Annotated in this window: 17 protein-coding genes; 7 read left to right on the forward strand and 10 right to left on the reverse strand. The window is 69.8% G+C overall.

Annotation, left to right across the window (positions count from 1 at the left end; translation table 11 throughout):
* Positions 1-2: 2 nt before the first annotated feature.
* The gene (locus tag Afe05nite_RS08215) at positions 3-2450 is read right to left on the reverse strand and encodes a hypothetical protein (protein ID WP_203816382.1); all 2448 of its coding nucleotides are present in this window, start codon (positions 2448-2450) and stop codon (positions 3-5) included.
* Between the two features lie 237 nt (positions 2451-2687).
* On the opposite strand from Afe05nite_RS08215, the gene Afe05nite_RS08220 reads away from it, so the two are divergent.
* Positions 2688-4628 (forward strand): acetoacetate--CoA ligase, encoded by a 1941-nt coding sequence (locus Afe05nite_RS08220; RefSeq protein ID WP_203816383.1) that lies wholly within the window; start codon positions 2688-2690, stop codon positions 4626-4628.
* Positions 4629-4651: 23 nt separating this feature from the next.
* Here Afe05nite_RS08220 and Afe05nite_RS08225 read toward each other — a convergent pair whose 3' ends face one another.
* On the reverse strand, positions 4652-5377 hold the full coding sequence (locus tag Afe05nite_RS08225; RefSeq protein WP_203816384.1) for a TIGR03089 family protein: 726 nt from the start codon (positions 5375-5377) through the stop codon (positions 4652-4654).
* 160 nt (positions 5378-5537) lie between these two features.
* Here Afe05nite_RS08225 and Afe05nite_RS08230 point away from each other — a divergent pair, with 160 nt between their 5' ends.
* From Afe05nite_RS08230 to lexA, 3 genes are all read left to right on the forward strand, one after another.
* On the forward strand, positions 5538-6686 hold the full coding sequence (locus Afe05nite_RS08230; RefSeq protein ID WP_203816385.1) for a glycosyltransferase family 4 protein: 1149 nt from the start codon (positions 5538-5540) through the stop codon (positions 6684-6686).
* A 17-nt stretch (positions 6687-6703) separates the two neighbouring features.
* Positions 6704-7819 carry a mannose-1-phosphate guanylyltransferase gene (locus Afe05nite_RS08235; protein ID WP_203816386.1) on the forward strand — a complete coding sequence of 372 codons (1116 nt, stop codon included), beginning with the start codon at positions 6704-6706 and terminating at the stop codon, positions 7817-7819.
* A 68-nt stretch (positions 7820-7887) separates the two neighbouring features.
* Positions 7888-8544, forward strand: coding sequence for a transcriptional repressor LexA (gene lexA, locus Afe05nite_RS08240; protein WP_203816387.1), 657 nt, complete (start codon positions 7888-7890; stop codon positions 8542-8544).
* A gap of 54 nt (positions 8545-8598) precedes the next feature.
* On the opposite strand, the gene Afe05nite_RS08245 is transcribed toward lexA, so the two are convergent.
* The 7 genes from Afe05nite_RS08245 to Afe05nite_RS08275 form a co-directional block, all read right to left on the reverse strand.
* A complete protein-coding gene (locus tag Afe05nite_RS08245; RefSeq protein ID WP_203816388.1) occupies positions 8599-9048 on the reverse strand; it encodes a SitI3 family protein in 450 nt (149 codons plus the stop codon).
* The gene (locus Afe05nite_RS08250) at positions 9038-9454 is read right to left on the reverse strand and encodes a CdiA C-terminal domain-containing protein (protein WP_239117645.1); all 417 of its coding nucleotides are present in this window, start codon (positions 9452-9454) and stop codon (positions 9038-9040) included. The genes Afe05nite_RS08245 and Afe05nite_RS08250 overlap by 11 nt, the downstream gene beginning before the upstream one ends.
* A 250-nt stretch (positions 9455-9704) precedes the next feature.
* Positions 9705-10400, reverse strand: a complete 696-nt coding sequence (locus Afe05nite_RS08255) for a WXG100 family type VII secretion target (RefSeq protein ID WP_203816390.1) — start codon at positions 10398-10400, stop codon at positions 9705-9707.
* Positions 10400-10711 carry a hypothetical protein gene (locus tag Afe05nite_RS08260; protein ID WP_203816391.1) on the reverse strand — a complete coding sequence of 104 codons (312 nt, stop codon included), beginning with the start codon at positions 10709-10711 and terminating at the stop codon, positions 10400-10402. The genes Afe05nite_RS08255 and Afe05nite_RS08260 overlap by 1 nt, the downstream gene beginning before the upstream one ends.
* Positions 10704-11093 carry a YbaB/EbfC family nucleoid-associated protein gene (locus Afe05nite_RS08265; protein WP_239117646.1) on the reverse strand — a complete coding sequence of 130 codons (390 nt, stop codon included), beginning with the start codon at positions 11091-11093 and terminating at the stop codon, positions 10704-10706. Before Afe05nite_RS08265 ends, Afe05nite_RS08260 begins: the two co-directional genes overlap by 8 nt.
* A gap of 9 nt (positions 11094-11102) precedes the next feature.
* Positions 11103-12764 (reverse strand): putative bifunctional diguanylate cyclase/phosphodiesterase, encoded by a 1662-nt coding sequence (locus tag Afe05nite_RS08270; protein ID WP_203816392.1) that lies wholly within the window; start codon positions 12762-12764, stop codon positions 11103-11105.
* Positions 12765-12956: 192 nt separating this feature from the next.
* On the reverse strand, positions 12957-13772 hold the full coding sequence (locus tag Afe05nite_RS08275) for an SAM-dependent methyltransferase (protein WP_203816393.1): 816 nt from the start codon (positions 13770-13772) through the stop codon (positions 12957-12959).
* Positions 13773-13845: 73 nt separating this feature from the next.
* Between Afe05nite_RS08275 and Afe05nite_RS08280 the strand changes: the two genes are divergently transcribed.
* Both Afe05nite_RS08280 and Afe05nite_RS08285 read left to right on the forward strand, forming a co-directional pair.
* Positions 13846-15036, forward strand: a complete 1191-nt coding sequence (locus Afe05nite_RS08280) for an oxygenase MpaB family protein (RefSeq protein ID WP_203816394.1) — start codon at positions 13846-13848, stop codon at positions 15034-15036.
* Positions 15037-15067: 31 nt separating this feature from the next.
* On the forward strand, positions 15068-16621 hold the full coding sequence (locus Afe05nite_RS08285) for a histidine kinase N-terminal 7TM domain-containing diguanylate cyclase (protein ID WP_203816395.1): 1554 nt from the start codon (positions 15068-15070) through the stop codon (positions 16619-16621).
* A 26-nt stretch (positions 16622-16647) separates the two neighbouring features.
* On the opposite strand, the gene Afe05nite_RS08290 is transcribed toward Afe05nite_RS08285, so the two are convergent.
* Complete coding sequence (locus Afe05nite_RS08290) at positions 16648-17028, reverse strand: hypothetical protein (RefSeq protein ID WP_203816396.1); 381 nt, start codon at positions 17026-17028, stop codon at positions 16648-16650.
* Between the two features lie 136 nt (positions 17029-17164).
* Between Afe05nite_RS08290 and Afe05nite_RS08295 the strand changes: the two genes are divergently transcribed.
* A complete protein-coding gene (locus Afe05nite_RS08295; RefSeq protein ID WP_203816397.1) occupies positions 17165-17488 on the forward strand; it encodes a hypothetical protein in 324 nt (107 codons plus the stop codon).
* Positions 17489-17511 lie beyond the last annotated feature (23 nt).

Consider the following 17511-nt stretch of genomic DNA (forward strand, 5'->3'; position numbering starts at 1 on the left):
CGCTATTCCCCCGCGCCGGGTTTCCGCTGCCTCGGAATGGGCCCGCTCTTCTCGTCGGCGGGCCTCTCCATGTCCAGCACAGTCTTGGGCCGAGCCTCCTCGGCGTCCGCCAGCAGCGCGGAAAGCGGGACGATCCGCCCGGTCGGGTCCTCCGCGAAGTCCGGCGCCTCCACGTCCGCAATAGATCCCAGATGCGGTCGAATAATCTGCGTACGCTCGTCGTCCACGGTCTTGCCCGCGAAGCGGATCACCTGCGTCTCGTCCCCACCGACGTCCCCGGTCATGCGGTCGCTGAGGTCCCGGGTCCGGCTGCCGATCCCCCGGACGTCCCGGGTGGGCCACTCCCCGATCGGCCGAGCCGGAAACCGAAGCACCTGCGTCTGCTCAGCGTTGTCCGGTTGCGGGTTGATGACCTGCGTACGCTCGCCGGGATCACTCACCGGGAACGGCAGAAGCTTCCGAGGCACAGCCTGCGTATCCTCCGCCGACTCACCAAGCGGAAGGCGCACGACCTGGGTCCGCTCCGAGTCGTCCTCCACCGGAAGCCGGACGACCTGGGTGCTCTCCCCATCATCCCCAACCGCACGGTGTACGACCTGAGTCCGCTCCGCGTCGTCAGCATCCGCCAGCTTGATCGCTCGCGTCCACTCCCCGACCTCCCCGGTGCCGACCCCCACCTCGCCGCGCGGAGCCTCGACCCCCGCCGACTCAGCGTCGTCCTCAGCGGTCTCTGCCTCAGCGGTCTCCACCTCAGCCGCCTCGGACGCGGCGTCGTCTTCAGCGGCGACCAACCTGGCAGCGACCGTCGCTTCGTCACCTTCGCGGGATTCGTCGCTTTCGCCGGCATCGCGGGCGGCCGCAGTCATCGCGGCCGGCCCGTCCCCATCCGGCTCGACGGTCGTGGTCGGCTCTTCGTCGGCGGGTGACGCCGAGACGGCCTCGGCCGGCTTCTCGATGCCGGCCTCAGCCGGAGTCGACTCGTCGGTGCCCTCGCCGGCTTCGGCTACCTCAACCAGCTGGCCGCCGTCCTCGGCCGCAATCTGGCCGCCAGCGGTCCGGGCATCCACCGCCGCCTCGGCCAAGGCCTGAGAGGCCGTTTCTTCAGCGGCTTCTCGCTCCATGACGTCGGCCGGAGCGGCTGATGCTTCCCCACCATCCGCCACCTCGGCCGTGGCAGCTGCCGATTCATCGTCGACAGCCTCCATGTCGTCCTTACCGGTCAGCTCGGCACTCGCAGTCGGCTCGACCACAGCCTGTGGAGCAGCCTCCAGTTCGCCGAGCGCCGCCGTCACGTCGTCATCCACCGGCGCCAGGGCGGCCACCGGTTCACCCTCGGCACCTGTCGCCGCCGGTTCCAGCACCGTCGTCGGCTCGCTCGCCGCGTCCGTCGCCAGCTCATCGGCCGGCGTCAGCAGGGTCGTCGACTCGCCCTCCGCCGACTCGTCGGCCAGCTCGCCACCGGACTCCGACACAGGTGCCAGCTCGGCGGCGGGGCCCAACAAGGTCGTCGACTCACCGTAGGGCGCCAGCAGGGTCGTCGACTCGCCCTCCGCCGACTCGTCGGCCGACTTGCCATCGGATTCCGACCCAGATGCCGACTCGGCGGCGGGGCCCAACAAGGTCGTCGACTCACCGGTCGGCGTCAGTAGGGTCGTCGACTCGTCGGCGAGCTCCGGCGCGGCGAGCGGGTTGCCCGCCGGCGCCGGCGTGTCGGCCGAGCCCAGCACGGTCGTCAGCTCGCCGTCGGCAGGGTCCGGCTCCTGGCCGGGGGCTGGCGCGGCCTGTGCACTATTTTCGACGTTTTCGAGGGGTGTCGGCTCGGACTCGGGCAAGGAGGCCAGGTCGGTTGACAGTTCGTCGGCCGCCGGCCGGCCGATGGCGGGCAGGAGCAAAGCCGTCGTCGAATCGGAGGCGGCAGCGGAGGGGGCAGAAGCGGAGAGGGCGGCCGCGGTGGGGATCACGGTCGTCTGCACGGCGGCCAGCGGGGTGGTGGGGGCGGCCGCGCGGCCCCAGAAGCGGCCCAGGTCGCCGATCAGCGGGAGGACCGGGGGCTCGTACTTCTGCCAGCGGCGCGCGCTCAACGCCGTACTCAATAAAGGCACCGCGAGCAGCGCCGCCAAGCCGAAGCCCGGCCGGGAGAGGTCGAAGCCCTCCTTGGACACCGCAGGTGGCCAGGCGTCGGCGTAGGCCGACGGGGCGAGCAGCGCCCACACGGTGATGGCCAGGTAGAACGCACCGGCCGCGACCGGGCCGGCGGGGGAGATGGGGCCCAGGACCAGGATGCCGTAGGCGGCCCCGGCCAGCAGCAGGAGCAGCAGGCCCAGGAAATTCTCGACGGCGAAACCGTCGCGTCCGCGGGCGGTGAGGTCGCTGGTGAGGCCGACGCCGGTGAGCACCCAGGCGGCCGGGGCCAGGACGAGTGCATAGAAGATCGACCTGATGTGGCGCACGGTTCTCTCCCCGGGTGGCTCTCTGGCTGGCACGTTACCCACGTTGAGCAAGAGTGGCCTGGTTTTGCTCGGCCGCGTGGACATAGTTCGTGGCCGATCAGACAGCGCGGAAATGTGGTCGGCAGACGCGGCGTCGCGCCGGGTGTGTCGGCCGGATACATGGACGTACGGCTGCGGGGCGCGCGAGGCTCAAATCTTGATCCAGATCGCCGCCCAAACGGAAGTTAAGGTGTGTGCATGACGGGCACAGTGCTGTGGGAACCGCCGGCCGACGTTCGCGAGAAGACCCGAATCGGCGCTTATCTGCGCTGGCTGGAGCGGGATCGCGGGCTGAGTTTCGCCGACTACGCGGCGCTGTGGCAGTGGTCCGTCGACGATCTGCCGGCGTTCTGGCAGTCGATCTGGGACTACTTCGAGGTGCTCGGCCACTCGCCCGCGACGGCGGTGCTGGCCGAGGAGGTCATGCCGGGGGCGCGGTGGTTCCCGGGGGCGACGCTCAACTATGCCGAGCACGTGCTGCGCATGCCGGGGATCGGGGACGACGAGCCGGTCGTCATCGCGTACTCGCAAAGCCGGGAAAAGATCGAGCTGACCGCGCGGCAGCTGCGTGCGCAGGTGCGGCGCGTGCGGGCCGGGCTCAAGGCCCGCGGGGTCGGCAAGGGTGACCGGGTCGCGGCCTATGCGCCGAACATCCCGGAGACGTACGTGGTGATGCTGGCCGCGACGAGTCTCGGCGCGGTCTTCTCGTCGTGCGCGCCCGAGTTCGGCACCCGCAGCGTGGTGGACCGGTGGAGCCAGATCGAGCCGAAGGTCCTGGTCGCGGTGGACGGCTACCGCTACGGCGACAAATCGGTTTCCCGGGTCGCGGAGGTGGATGCGATCACCGAGGCCATCCCGTCGATCAAGCACGTCGTGACCATCGGTTACCTGGATTCCGCGAAGGGCGACTGGGAGTCACTGGACGGCGATGACCCGATGGAGTTCGAGGCGGTGCCGTTCGATCACCCGCTGTACGTGCTCTACAGCTCCGGGACGACCGGCCTGCCCAAGCCGATCGTCCACGGCCACGGCGGCATCCTGCTCGAACACCTCAAGATCCTCGCGCTGCATCACGACCTGGGTCCGTCCGACCGGTTCTTCTGGTTCACCACCACCGGCTGGATGATGTGGAACTTCCTGGTCAGCGGGCCGGCGGTGGGCGCCTCGATCGTCTTCTTCGACGGCAATCCCGGCTTTCCCGACATGTCGGCCCTGTGGGATCTGATCGACGACGCCGATATCACCTACTTCGGGACCTCCGCGCCTTTCCTCATGGCGTGCCGGAAGGCTGAGCTACGACCGGCCAAGCCGGGCCTCAAGGCCATCGGCTCGACCGGCGCGCCGCTGCCGGCCGAGGGCTTCGACTGGGTCTATCAGGCGGTGGGTACGCAGCTGCAGTTGCAGTCGCTTTCCGGAGGTACGGACGTGTGCACCGGATTTGTCGGCGCGTCGCCGTTGCACCCGGTGATCGAGGGCGTGATCGCCTGTCGATGCCTGGGCGCGCGGGTCGAGGCGTACGACCCGACCGGCCAACCGGTGGTCGACGAGCTGGGCGAACTGGTGATCACCGCCCCGATGCCCAGCATGCCTGTCGGCTTCTGGAACGACCCGGACGGCAAGCGGTACCGCGAGGCCTACTTCGACGTGTTCCCGGGCGTGTGGCGGCACGGCGACTGGATCACCATCGGCCACGACGGCACCTGCGTCATCACGGGCCGTTCCGACGCGACCCTCAACCGGGGCGGTGTACGGCTGGGCACCGCCGAGTTCTACTCGGTGGTCGAGAGCCTGCCGGAGATCGCCGACTCGGTGGTCGTCCACCTGGAACAGCCCGGCCACCCGAACGGCGAACTCCTGCTGTTCGTGGTGCTGGCCGACGGCCTCGAACTGGACGACGCCCTGACCCGGAAGATCCGCAACGAGCTGCGCTCGGCCCTGTCGCCACGCCACATCCCGGACGAGATCCATCAGGTACGGGCGGTGCCCCGCACCCTGTCGGCCAAGAAACTGGAAGTCCCGGTCAAGCGGATCCTGACCGGGACACCCGTGGAATCGGCCGCCGCCAAGGGAGCGCTGGCCAACCCCGAGTCGCTGGTGGCATTCGAGAAGCTGGCCCAGGAGCGCTCAGTCCAGCGCTAGCAAGCGGTACGTCGTCCGCACTCTCAGCTCAATCGGACATTCGCCTTCTCCGACTCGGCGCGCGAGGTGATCTTGGCGGCATCGAGGTTCGCACAGAGAACCATCGAAGCCCCCGCCACCAGCGGGGCGAAAAGCCAGTCCGTCGCGTCCGGGTAGGCCCCGGTGTCGATCAGGACGCGGTCACCGGCGGTCAGCCCCCATTCGGCCGCCCGCTCCGCGGCCTCGCCCAGGACCGTCGCGTGGCTCAGCTCCACCGGGCCGGCCAGTGCCTGGTCGTCCGGGGAGATCGGGGCGCCGCTGAAGTGGTCGCCGAAGTTGCGCACCTCTGTCACATAGTCGACAAAACCCGGGGGGAGTTCACGCAGCGGCATCGCGAACGGCAGCAGGCCGGTGAGGTAGCGGTCGCCGGTCGGCCACTCGGCCGCGGCCGCGATCGTCGGCGGGGCCGTGAACAGGGCGTCCACCGGCTGAGGCTCGACACCCAGGTCGACCGCCACGCCAGCCGCGGCCGCTCCGAGGACGATCGCCGCGGTCTGCCAGTGGGGCGGCAGAAGAACCGCGACGCGGTCTCCCACGCCCAGGCCGAGGCCATCGATGAGCATGTTGGCGGTCTTGGAAACCCAGTTGTCGAGGGTTGCCCCGGACAGTTCGGTCCGGTCGCCGGTGGCATCGTCGTACCAGGTCAGCAACGGCGCGGCCGGATCGCGACGGACGGCATCGGACAGGAGCTGCGAGATCGTGGTCTGCACGACGCCAACGATAGGAGAGTCACTCTGAGTAATTGATCCTGAACTTGCGATGAGTTCCTGGAAACGCTTCGAATCAGGCGGTGTCGCGGTCACATGCGCGATGCATTCCCGGCGTACGCTTGCCAGTGGTCTGAATTACAACCTCTTTGGGAGTTGCCTCGTGACCGCCGGTCGCCCCCCGCGAGTGCTCGTCGACGCCACCAGCGTTCCCGCTGACCGAGGAGGCGTCGGCCGATATGTCGACGGCTTGCTCGGCGCCCTCGGCCGCCTTGATCCGGAGAAGGTGGACCTGGCCGTCGTGGCCCAGCGTTCGGATGCGGAGCGTTACAGCCGCATGCTCGGCGACGCCGAGGTGATCGCCGGCCCGGCCGCGGTCGCCCACCGGCCCGCCCGGCTCGCCTGGGAGCAGACCGGCCTGCCGCTGCTGGCCCAGCAGGTCGGCGCCAAGGTGCTGCACTCGCCGTTCTACACATGCCCGCTGCGAGCGGGTTGCCCGGTGACCGTGACGGTGCACGACGCCACCTTCTTCACCGAGCCGGAGCACTACGACAACACCAAGCGCACCTTCTTCCGCAGCGCGATCAAGACGTCGCTGCGCCGGGCCGCGCGGGTGATCGTGCCCTCCAAAGCCACCCGGGACGAGCTGATCCGTCTGCTCGACGCCGACCCGACCCGCATCGACGTGGCCTATCACGGCGTCGACCACACGGCGTTCCACGCCCCGACCGACGAGGAGAAGGCTCGGGTACGCGCTCGGCTGGGCCTCGGCGACTCGGGTTACGTCGCGTTCCTGGGCGCCAAGGAGCCCCGGAAGAACGTGCCCAACCTGATCCGCGGCTGGGCCCGCGCGGTGGCCGACTGGCCGCACCCGCCGGCGCTGGTGCTGGCCGGCGGCCAGGGTCACGACGACGAGATCGACCGCGCGGTGACCGAGGTGCCCTCACACCTGCGCCTGCTTCGCCCGGGTTACCTCCGTTACGCCGACCTGCCCGGCTTCCTGGGGGGCGCCCTGGTGGCCTGTTACCCGTCCTTCGGCGAGGGCTTCGGCCTGCCGATCCTCGAGGCGATGGCCTGTGCCACGCCGGTGCTGACGACGCCGCGCCTGTCCCTGCCCGAGGTGGGTGGCGACGCGGTGGCCTACACCACCGAGGACCCCGACCGCATCGCCACCGACCTGGCCGACCTTCTGCACGATGAGCAGCGTCGATTGACTCTGGCGAAGGCCGGCTTCGACCGCGCCAAGGAGTTCGCCTGGGAGTCCAGCGCGGACGTGCATGTCACCACCTGGAAACGTGTGGCGGCAGCGTGAGCCACTACTCTGTCGGCATGATTGCGCACCAGGGTGACTTGTACGGCGTCGTGCTGGCCGGGGGCACCGGCACTCGCCTCTGGCCCCTCTCCCGGGCCGGCCACCCCAAGTTCCTGCACCCGCTGACCGGGACGGACGCGTCACTGCTGCAGGCCACGGTCGTCCGCCTCGAGCAGCTGTCGCCGCCCGACCACGTCTTCGTGGTGACCGGCGTGGCGCACGCCGCCGAGGTGTCGCGCCAGCTCACCGACGTGCCGGCGGACAACGTACTGATCGAGCCGTCGCCGCGGGATTCCTGCGCGGCCATCGCCCTGGCCGCCGCGGTGATCGCCCGGCGCGAGCCGGAAGCGGTGATGGGCTCGTTCGCCTCCGACCACCTGATCGCCGACCGGGAGAAATTCACCGAGGTCATCCAGCAGGCGATGAGCGGCGCCCGGCAGGGGCTCCTGATGACCATCGGGATCACCCCCACCCGCCCGGAAACCGGCTACGGCTACCTCGAGTGCGGCAGCGTCGTCGGTGACGGCCCGGTGATGGCCGTGCAGGAATTCAAGGAGAAGCCGACGTACGACGTGGCCGAGAGCTACGTGAAGTCGGGCAACTACCTGTGGAACGCCGGCATGTTCGTGTGGCGTGTCGACGTGTTCCTGGCCGAGCTGGCCCGCCAGCAACCGCAGCTCGCGGCCGGCATCTCGCGCATCGCCCAGGCCTGGGACTCGCCGGCACGCGAGGAGGTGCTCGGCGAGGTGTGGCCGACGCTGCCGCGCATCTCGGTCGACTACGCCGTGATGGAGGGCGCCGCCACCGTCGGCCGGGTCGGCACGGTCCCCGGCGACTTCGGCTGGAACGACGTCGGCGACTTCCACACGCTCGGTGAGGTGCTGGCCTCCGACCACGCCGGCAACGTGGTGGTCGGCCGCAACATCGAGAACAAGTCCGGCGTGCTGCTGCGCGAGACCGAGAACCTGGTGGTCGTCCCCACGCAGGGCCGCCTCGTCGCCGCCATGGGCGTGCGCGACCTGGTCATCGTGGACACCCCGGACGCGGTGCTGGTGTGCCCTCGCGACCGGGCCCAAGAGATCAAGCAGCTCGTGGACGCTCTGAAGGAGTCCGACGACCACGGCTACATCTGATGGCACGGCCCCTCCCGAGGGGCCACTTCATTAGTACAGATGATCGATAAATGTAGTATCGTCACCGCATGGCCTCCCCCACGCCGGAGCTCACCACCCGCCAGCAGCAGATCCTCACGATGCTCCGCGAGTGGGTCGACCGCCACGGTTATCCACCCACCATGCGCGAGATCGCGGCCGCCGTCGGCCTGGCCTCCCCCTCCTCCGTGGCCCACCAGCTGCACGTTCTCGAGGAGCGCGGCTACCTCCGACGCGACGCCCGAGGCTCTCGCGCGGTGGACATCCGCCCCGACTCGGCCCCGTCCTCGCCACCGCCCACTTCGTCGGCCTCCGCGCCGGCCTTGTCGTCGGCGGACGTCCGCGTTCCGCTTGTCGGCGCGATCGCGGCCGGCACGCCGATCCTCGCCGACGAGCAGGTCGAGGAGGAGCTGACGCTCCCGCAGAGCCTGGTCGGCCACGGCACCCTGTTCGCCCTGCGGGTCAAGGGCGACTCGATGGTCGACGCAGCCATCTGCGACGGCGACCTCGTAGTGGTCCGCCAGCAGCAGACCGCCGACAGCGGCGACATCGTGGCCGCAATGATCGACGGCGAGGCAACAGTCAAAGTGCTCCGCACCGACGGCCACCACGTCGAGCTGGTCCCCCGCAACCCGGCTTACGACGTGCTCCCCGGCAACCACGCAGTCATCCTCGGCAAGGTAGTAAGCGTCCTACGCCGAGTCTGACCAAACACGCGCGCAATCCGGCGCGGTCGGCCCGTGCAGCGAGGTGGCCGGACGTCACCCCGGGATCAGTTGGTTTGCGGCAGGGCTGCTCGTCCACCAAGTCTCGCGACGGTGCTTGACCAGCACTCCGCCCATGCGAGCAAGTATCAGCACGTCGCCGTTGAGCACCAAGGCGGCGTCCTGGTCATCGGCCGCGAGGATGCGCCGGACCGCGGCAAGCATGTTGTCGATAGCCCATGGCCGATCGGCGTCATTGCCGAGGCTGAAGCCGACCAGAACGAAGGCTTGCGGTTCCCACTCCCATGCCGCGCCGTCGGCCGCAACGTCGATGTAGGCGTTCTGACCGGCTGTGACCACCACGCTGTATCCATATTTGTCGTAATGGTCAGCGGCGAGATATGGCAGGGTGCCGGTCGGTCGATCGGCCAGATCCGGAAACGCCCACTCCGCCACCAGTTCGACGGGCGTGTTCCCGGCGAGGTACAGGTCGTATTCAGTCGCCACGGCGCACGCTCTCTGTGGGGCTGGAGGGAAGGTCGATCTGGACGAGATCGCCGGCCGGGGTAATCGCTTTGAGCTCCTTCAGGCCTTCGATCGGCCAGTCGGCGAACTGCTTTCGGAGGGCCACCATGTCCCCCGCCCAGTCTGCCAGGTTCACGACCACGCGCTGGGTCTGACGCTTCGTGACCACCTTGTTCTTAACTTCCCAATGGATACCGCGCACGTTTTTCGCAGGCTCGGTGGGTGCGTAGCAATCAAAGACCCGCCCCTCGATGAGGTAGTCGGGGTTTTTCAGGGGATTGCCGCTGTCACCGGTGGCCAACCGGGCCTCGGCAACCTCCGATTTGGAGGGATTCAGGTGCACCCGATAGCCACGGTCGGCCAGAAGGATCGCGGTCTCGCTCTCCAACTCGAGGGAGCGGCGGACGCTCCCGTCGTCGCCCGGCTGAGGGGTCGTCGGAGTTCCGATAGGCCGACCGCCGGATTCCGCGGTGGGCATCGTCAGCGAGCGTTCGTTCCCGACTCGACCTCCCTGCACCTCCACCCCAAGATCGTCGTGTCCACTGCGGATGCTCCGGGCAGAGGGGCGGGGGCGGGGTGTCTGCGGTGAGTCAGCGCCTTCGCCGCCGCTGTGGGGGCGGGGCTTTGCGGGCACGCGGTCAGCCCTCGACCAGCTGGGTGAGGTTTCGGAGGCTGCTTATCAGTGCGGTGGTGTAGCCCAGGATGGGGCCGGCCCACTTGACCACGGCGGCGGCTATCTGGGCGGCCACGACGGGGATGGTCACCACGAGCAGGGATTCGGCGGCCCAGACGATCACTCTGGCGATCAGGTCGCTGACCAGGTCACGGACCAGGTCGCGGGTGAACTGCACCAGGTTGCCGGCGGCCTGGGTGGCGGCTGACATGGTGGCGGCCAGGACGCTCAGGCCGTCTAGGGCCGAGACGTTGTGGGACATCAGATTTTGGTAGGTGTCGGCGGCTGGGCCCTGCCAGTCCGGCACGTCGGAGTGGAGGGCGGATTTCAGGTCGGCGGCCATCGACTGGAGTTCGGCGGCCATGTTCTGCCAGGTCTCGGCGTGGGCCATGACGCGGTCGGGGATGCCTGCCAGGTTGTCGAGCATCTCGCGGAGCGGCTCGAAGTATTCCATCGCCCAGCCGAGGCCGTTGGCCAGCAGGGCGCTGAACGGGTCGAGGATGGTGGCGGCGGCCTCGGTGGCGAACGCGCCGCCGGCGAGTGCGCCCTCGACCCAGCCGCCGCCGGTCACCGCCTGGTGCACGCCCTGGAAACTGTCGGCCAGGGAGGCGCCGGTCCACGCCGTACGCGAGGAGTGGACCTCGGCGATCAGGTCGCCCATCAGAGGCCGCCGGCCCGCCGCAGGCGATCGGCGGCGCCGTCGTCGGAGCGGTCGTAGTCGTTGCCGGTCTCGATCAGGGCTTCGGCGGCCAGGCGGAGGTTCTCCCGCACGTACGCGATCAGTTCGTCCTGTCGTTCGTGGCGGCGCTCGAGGACAGCCGACATCCAGCCGCAGAGCCGGCCGTACGCCTCGTCGTCCTGGCTGATGGCGCGGCTGGCGCCGAGGATCGCGGTGAAGCGTTCCTGGATCTCGTCGATCTTCGCGGCGTGGGCCCGGATCTGCCGCGAGTCGGCGGCGAAGCCGTCAGGCATGGTCGTCGCTTCCGGTCAACTGTTGCTCCATGCGCTCGGCGACCGCGCGGCCGGCCGGCGAATCGTCGCCGACCGTCTCGGTCACGATCTCGCGCGACCGGGCGGCGGCCGCACGGCGGGCGGTGTGCAGCGCGGCCAGCACCGCACGGGAGACGGCGCCGGGTGCCACTCGCTGGATGCGTTCCTCGAAGTGGATCTCGTGCAGCACGCCTGTCGTGTCGATCGTGACGGTGACCAGGTTGTTGTCGTCGGTGGCGGTGACACGCAGGTCAGCCAGTCGATCGCTCATCGCCTTGGTGTCGGCCGCCGCCCGGTCGACGCGGTCCTGCCAATTCCGCAGGTAGGAGTCGGCACTATCGGGGTCGAGCAGGCTACCGGTCACCGCCCGACCTTACCAATCGCGGTCGATGCCTAGACGCTGCGTGATCGCGGCGGCGGGGACCGGGCGTCCGAAGTGGAAGCCTTGGCCGCTGTCGCAGCCGAGGTCGCGCAGCAGGCGTTCCTGGTCGGCGGTCTCGATGCCTTCGGCGGTGACGCGCACGTCGAGGGCGTGGCACAGGCCGATGGTGTGGCGCAGCACCTCGGTCACTGCCGGGGCGCCGGCGTCGGTGATGAACTCGGCGGCCAGTTTGGCGCTCGCGACCGGCAGCCACGACAGGACGGCGAGACTCGAGTAGCCCGTACCGAAATCGTCGAGCGCGAGCCGGACGCCCAGGTCCGCGAGTTTCTGCAGCGCCTCGTAGCCCTGGTCGAGGGCAGCGCTCTCGGTGATCTCCAACTGCAGGGCGGCGGCCGGCAGGCCGACGCGATGCAGGATGTCCGCGATGTCGGCGACGAGGGTCGGCTCGCCGAGTTGCAGCGGCGAGAGGTTGACGCTGATCAGCAGGTCATGGCCGGCCTGCCGCCATCGGACGCCCTGGCGGCAGGCCTGTTCGAGCAGGTAACGGCCGAGCGGGCGGATCATGCCGGTGTGTTCGGCGAGGGTGATGAACTCGGGGGGGCCGAGCAGACCGTCCGGCCGTTGCCACCGGGCCAGCGCCTCGACGCCGATGATCGCGCGGTCGGCGAGGCGATAGAGCGGCTGGTAGTGGGCCAGGAATTCGCCGTTCGCCAGGGCGGCCGGCAGGGATGCGGCGAGACGGTGCCGGCGGCGGTCGACTTCGGCCCGGCCGGGCTCGAAGACGGCGTGGTCGCGGTGGTCGTGGCGGGCCCAGCCGAGGGCGAGGCGGGCGTCGCGCAGCCAGTGGTCGGCGTTGGCGTCGGCGCGTTCCTCGACGATGCCGGCCGTGATGTCGATGTGCAGCGCGTGCCCGTCAAGCGGGAAGGCCGGGCCGAGGACGCGCCGGCACCGATCGGCCAGCTTGACCACGTCGTCGATCCCGGTGGACTCGACGACCAGGGCGAACTCGTTGAACCCGACGTGCGCTAGATAGTGGTCGCCATCGAGGCGGTGGGCCACGGCGATCAACAGCTTGGCAACGTTGTCGTGACCCAGGGTGTCGGCCAGCTCGGCATAGCGGTCGATGCCCAGCAGACAGAAGCCGACCCGGCCGGTCAGGCCGGCCAGGTGCCGGCGCAGGTGCTGTTCGTTCGGCAGACCGGTGGCCGGGTCGTGCAGCAGCGCGTCCTGCAACTGCCGCTGGAGGTCGTTCTGCACGCGACGCCAGTGGATCTTCTCGGAGCGGTTCATCTGCTCGGCGGCGCCCACGACCGCGTCCCGCTGAGCCGTCACGAAGCCGGTGACAAGCGTTTCCAGCAGGGCCGGGACCCGCGCCGGCTCGGTTTCGATGAGGGCCGGCAGGCGCTCGGCGAGCAGCCGCACGGTCATGCCGAGCACCGGCGGGGACGACATCCGCAGGTCGACCAGCTCGGCGCCGACACGGCGGCCGACGACCGGGTCGAACGGCTCCGCCCGCAACGCCGCCACGACTTCTTCGAGCAGGTCCTGAAGGGACGCGCGGGCACGGGCGCGAACGCCCGGGACGAACCCGAAGCGGATCACCCCGCGCAGCCACTCGTCGGCGAGCGCGGTCAGGTCCGGCGGATGCCCCATACCGCCTCCATTTTCGATTGGCCGCCGAATTATGCCCATTCACGTGCGCCGCAGGCCATTCTTGTCCCGGCCGCGCAGTTGCGCTAAGCCCCATGATCGTTACCGTGGGTCGGTGTTTAACGTTCACATAGCCGACCGAGGGTTACGATCACGGGTCGAGTTACGCAAGCAGCGGGAGATGGGGCATAACGCTCAAAGCTTGCGAGCGACGGCCACGAGCGCGGTGGGCTGCGCCGGATCGTCCGCCTCGTCGGGATCCGGGCGCCAGGCCGTCGCGGGCACCACCCCGGGCTCGAGGATCTCGAAGTCCGGTCCGATCAGCGCGACGATCTCCGCGGGCTCTCGGATGATCACCGGAGTGGGCGTCTTCTCATACAGCTTGCGAGCTCGTTCCTGCAGTTCACGACCTTCCGGGGTGAGGTCCGGGCCGAGATGGGAAACAACCAGATGACTGCCCGAGACCATGGCGTCGCCGAGCCGTTTCAGGATGCCCGCCGGGTCGGCGGAAGCAGGCACGAAATGCAGTACGGCGACGGTCAGCACGGCCACCGGCTCGGAGAAATCGAGCAACCGCAGCACATCCGGGTGGTAGAGAATGCCCTCCGGATCGCGCAGATCCCCCTCGATCGCCCGCGCGTAGGGATTGCCGCTGAGAAGGCTGCGACTCTGCTGGACCGCTATCGGATCGACATCGACATAGATCACCCGGGCCGCCGGATTGGCCTCCTGGGCGACCTCGTGCACATTGCCGAGGGTCGGGATCCCCGAACCGATGTCGAGGAACTGCCGCACACCGGCCGCCACGAGCCACCGCACGGCCCGCCCGAGAAACGCCCGATTGGCCCGCGCGACGAGCGCCGCCCCCGGGTTCGCCGCCGTGGCCCGATGCCAGAACTCTCGGTCCACCGCGAAGTTGTGCACCCCGCCAAGCGCGTAGTCGTAGACCCGCGACGCGTCCGGGACGGTGATGTCGACGCCCTCCGGCACCCACCCGTAAGACTCCCTCATACCCCCATTCAACCGTCCATTTTGGAATAGATCCAGTCGGCGGGGTCGCCGGCCGCTCGCCTATCGTCGGAACATGACACCGACCCGGTTCGCTGCCGACAAGCGGTGGAGTGAGAAGGCCGCCCGACCCCTCCGGCTCGTCGCGGGGCGGGGCGCCCGGCCGACCGCCGACGAGGTCGAGGCACTGCGGGCCGGGCTGCTCCGGCGGGACGAGCCGGCTGCGGCGCTCGTCCGGGCCGTACGCGAAACGCCTGGTCTTTCCGTTCGAGACCTGCATCGCGCACTCGCCGCCGGACCGGCCGCGGCGGCCGCGGAGCCGTTCCGGAGCTTCTTCGAAGTCGTCACCAACCGGCCCGACTGGGTGGACGACCGCCTGCTCGCTCGTGGGGCGCAGGCGTGCCGCACGTTCGGGATGGATGCCGGTCTGGTGCTGACCTATGGATCGCTGCTGGGCGGCTATCGGACCGCGGCCGCGCTGGAGCCGCTCGTGCGCACCGGGCGACTGACCGGGGGCGAGACGCTTCGTCGACTCAGAGAGACGACGATCTGGTGGCGGGCGGTGACCGCCCCGGGAGGTCTGGCCACCGAGGGTGAGGGCTGGCGCATGGCGGTGCATGTGCGAGTGATGCACGCGCTCGTCAACGCGCAGCTGGAGGCCGACCCGGAGTGGGACTGGGCGGGCCGGGGTGTGCCGATCAACCAGTACGACCAGGCCAGCACCCTGGGCGTGTTCAGCACCAGCTTCCTGCTTCACCTGCGGCTGCTGGGCGTACGCCTGACCAGGGCCGACGCCGCGGCCGTGATGCACCTGTGGTCCTACGTCGGTTGGTTGATGGGGGTCGACGACGCCTGGCTGCCGCACACCGAGCGGCAGGGCCGGCGGCTGCTCTACCACTTCCTGTCGAACGACCCGCCGCCCGACGCCAACACGCTCGCCCTGGCCGGCGCCCTGATCCAGATGACCGATGAGATGACGGACGGGCGGTGGCGCCGCCGGTACGAGCGCGAGCGGGCGCTGTCGGTGAGCACCTGGCTGCTGGGCCGGCCGGCCATGCGCGACCTGGGCCTGCCCTGGCGGCCACCGTGGTACGGCCTGGCCCGGGTCGGGGCGAACCTGCTGATCAGTCAGGGTCGGGGTCGCCTGCCGGGCGGGCGGCGGTTTCTGCTGCGCCGCAGCGAACGGCAGGCGCGGGCCCAGCTCGCGCGCCTGGGTGCGGAGCCACCCCAGCCGGTGACAGCGGCACCCGAAACTTCGAACATCTAAAGATCCGCCGAGGCGGGCCGATGGGGCCCGCATGGCACGAGTCGCACTGTCGGCACTGTTCGCCGTGGCGATCATCATCGCCGCCACCCTGACGGTGATGGCTTGGCAGCGGCGGCGCGAATCCGCGGGCTTCACCGCGATCGCCGCGCTCGCGGGCGGCGCCACCTGGTGGTCGCTGTGCACCACGGTGCCGCTGTTCAGCCATGACCGCACCCTGGTCATGGTCGCCAACTCGCTGCTCTATCCGGGCGTCTTCCTGGTCGTGGCCGGTTGGTGGGCCACCGCCCGCGCGCTGACCAACCGCTTCTGGCGCCTCGACCGGCGCTCCCTGCTGCTGCTGAGCATCGAGCCGGCGCTGTGCACGATCGCGATCCTCACGAACCCCTGGCATCACCTGTTCATCGACCATCTGCGGCCGACCGTCATCGACGGCGCCTGGGCGGCGGTGTTCGGTCCGCTGTTCTGGCTGCACACCATCTACAGCTACGTGCTGGTGCTCTACTCGGCGGTGTCCATCTTCCGCACGTACGTCCGGCAGACCGGGCGGTACCGCGGTTACCTCGTCGCGGTGCTCGCCATCCTGCCGGCGGTGCTGATCAACGTGGGCGGCATCCTGGCCGGCGGGCACATCATCGACGTCACCGCGTGCGGCTTCGCGCTCAGCGCCCCGACGATGTACTGGGTGACGCACCGGTCCACGCCGTCCCTCGCGCCCGTCGTGCACCGCGAGGTGTTCCAGAACATGATGGACCCGGTCGTCGTGCTCGGCCCGAACGGCAACCTGGTCGAGGCCAATCCCGCGGCCACCGCGCTGCTCGCCCGGCTGGGCGTGCCGGCCGCCGATCTCGGTCGCCTGCTGGCGGACGTGCCGACCCGGTTCGGCGGTGACCATGTGCTGCGTGACGTTCGCGGCTCCGGCCTCGATTTCAGCGTACGGGTGAGCCTGCTGCTCGGCCCGCGCGGCGAGTACGCCGGGGCGATCCTGGTCGCCCACGACATCACCGAGCAGCTCCGGGTCAACGAGCAGCTACGCGCTCAGCTCACCACCATCGAGGCGCTGCGGGCCAGCTTGGCCGAGCAGGCCGCCCGTGACTACCTGACCGGTCTCTACAACCGCCGGCACCTCATGGACGAGCTGAGCAAGGCTCTCGACCGGGGCACCGGGTTCACCTTCGTGCTGTTGGACATCGACTTCTTCAAGCAGATCAACGACCGCCACGGCCACAACGCCGGCGACGACGTGCTCGTGCACCTGGCCACCCGGCTGGCCGGCTCGTTGCGCCCCGGTGACGTGGCCGCCCGTTACGGCGGCGAGGAGTTCGCCCTGCTCCTGCACGGTGTCGCCGGCGCCGAAGCGGCAGCCTGGATGGATGGCGTGCGCGCCGCGGTCGCGGCCGAGCCGATCGACGTCGACGGCGTACCGATCGCTGTGAGCTTCAGCGCCGGTGTCGCCGACAGCGCCGGTCACCAGTGCCCCATCGCCCTGATCGCCGACGCCGACCAGGCGCTCTACAGCGCGAAGGCGAACGGTCGCAACCGCGTCGAGCCGGCCTCGGGGCGGGGCCGTCTCGCGCCCGCCGGGTGACCGACCCACCTGAGAAGTGGCCGGGATCAGTCGGTGGCGAGGCCGCTCAACACGATCACCGCGGTCACCAGCAGGGCGGCCGCGGACCACCAGGGAATCGGGGCCAGCGCGGGGTCCTTGGTGATCCAGGCGGCGATCGTCGAACCCAGCGCGACGAGCGGAATGACAGGCAACAGCCAGGCCAGGTAGACCCGGCGCGGCAGCGGCTGGGGCACCTGGTCGGTGAGCATCGCGACCACGCCCAGGGCCAGCGCCGCGAACAGCACCACGACCGTGGCCGTCGTGCTCAGCGCGAGCCACCCGTCGGCGCCCACCCAGTGCAGCACCAGCCACCCCAGACCGAGCGGGACGACCATCAACCCGAGCACGGCGAAACCGCACCCGCTCCCCTGCCGATTCCCCGCCACACCATGATTCTTCCGGTGCTCGGCCGGCAAGTCTGTCGCCAATCGGTCCACCGAGGACACCGGTCCGACGGGGCTGCGGCGATAAGGCGCTCCCTGTACCGTATGTCGGTCCTGCAAGATCGACACGGGGGAATACATGCGTAACCTGTTCAAGCGCACACTTCTGGTGGCCCTGCTGGCCGGTGCCGGCGTCGCGGTAGCGGCCAGCCCGGCCTCGGCGAGCGCCCAGGGCTGCGGCCGGCTCTCGGTCACCTGGGGCCTCGGCGGCGGCGGAGCCTACTGGTGCCAGAAGGGCGACGGCTATTACCGCACCATGGTCTATTGCGCCACCAACGTGCAGGGCACCTCGGGCGGCTCCTTCTACTACGGCCCGTGGATCCACACCGGTGACAGCAAGATCATCGGCAAGGTCTGCCCGAGCAAGAAGTACCTGATCGACATCGGCTACGACCTGGCCTGACGACTCGACGGGCGGGGCCGGGC

This window comes from Paractinoplanes ferrugineus, from assembly GCF_016862195.1.
Classification (GTDB): domain Bacteria; phylum Actinomycetota; class Actinomycetes; order Mycobacteriales; family Micromonosporaceae; genus Actinoplanes; species Actinoplanes ferrugineus.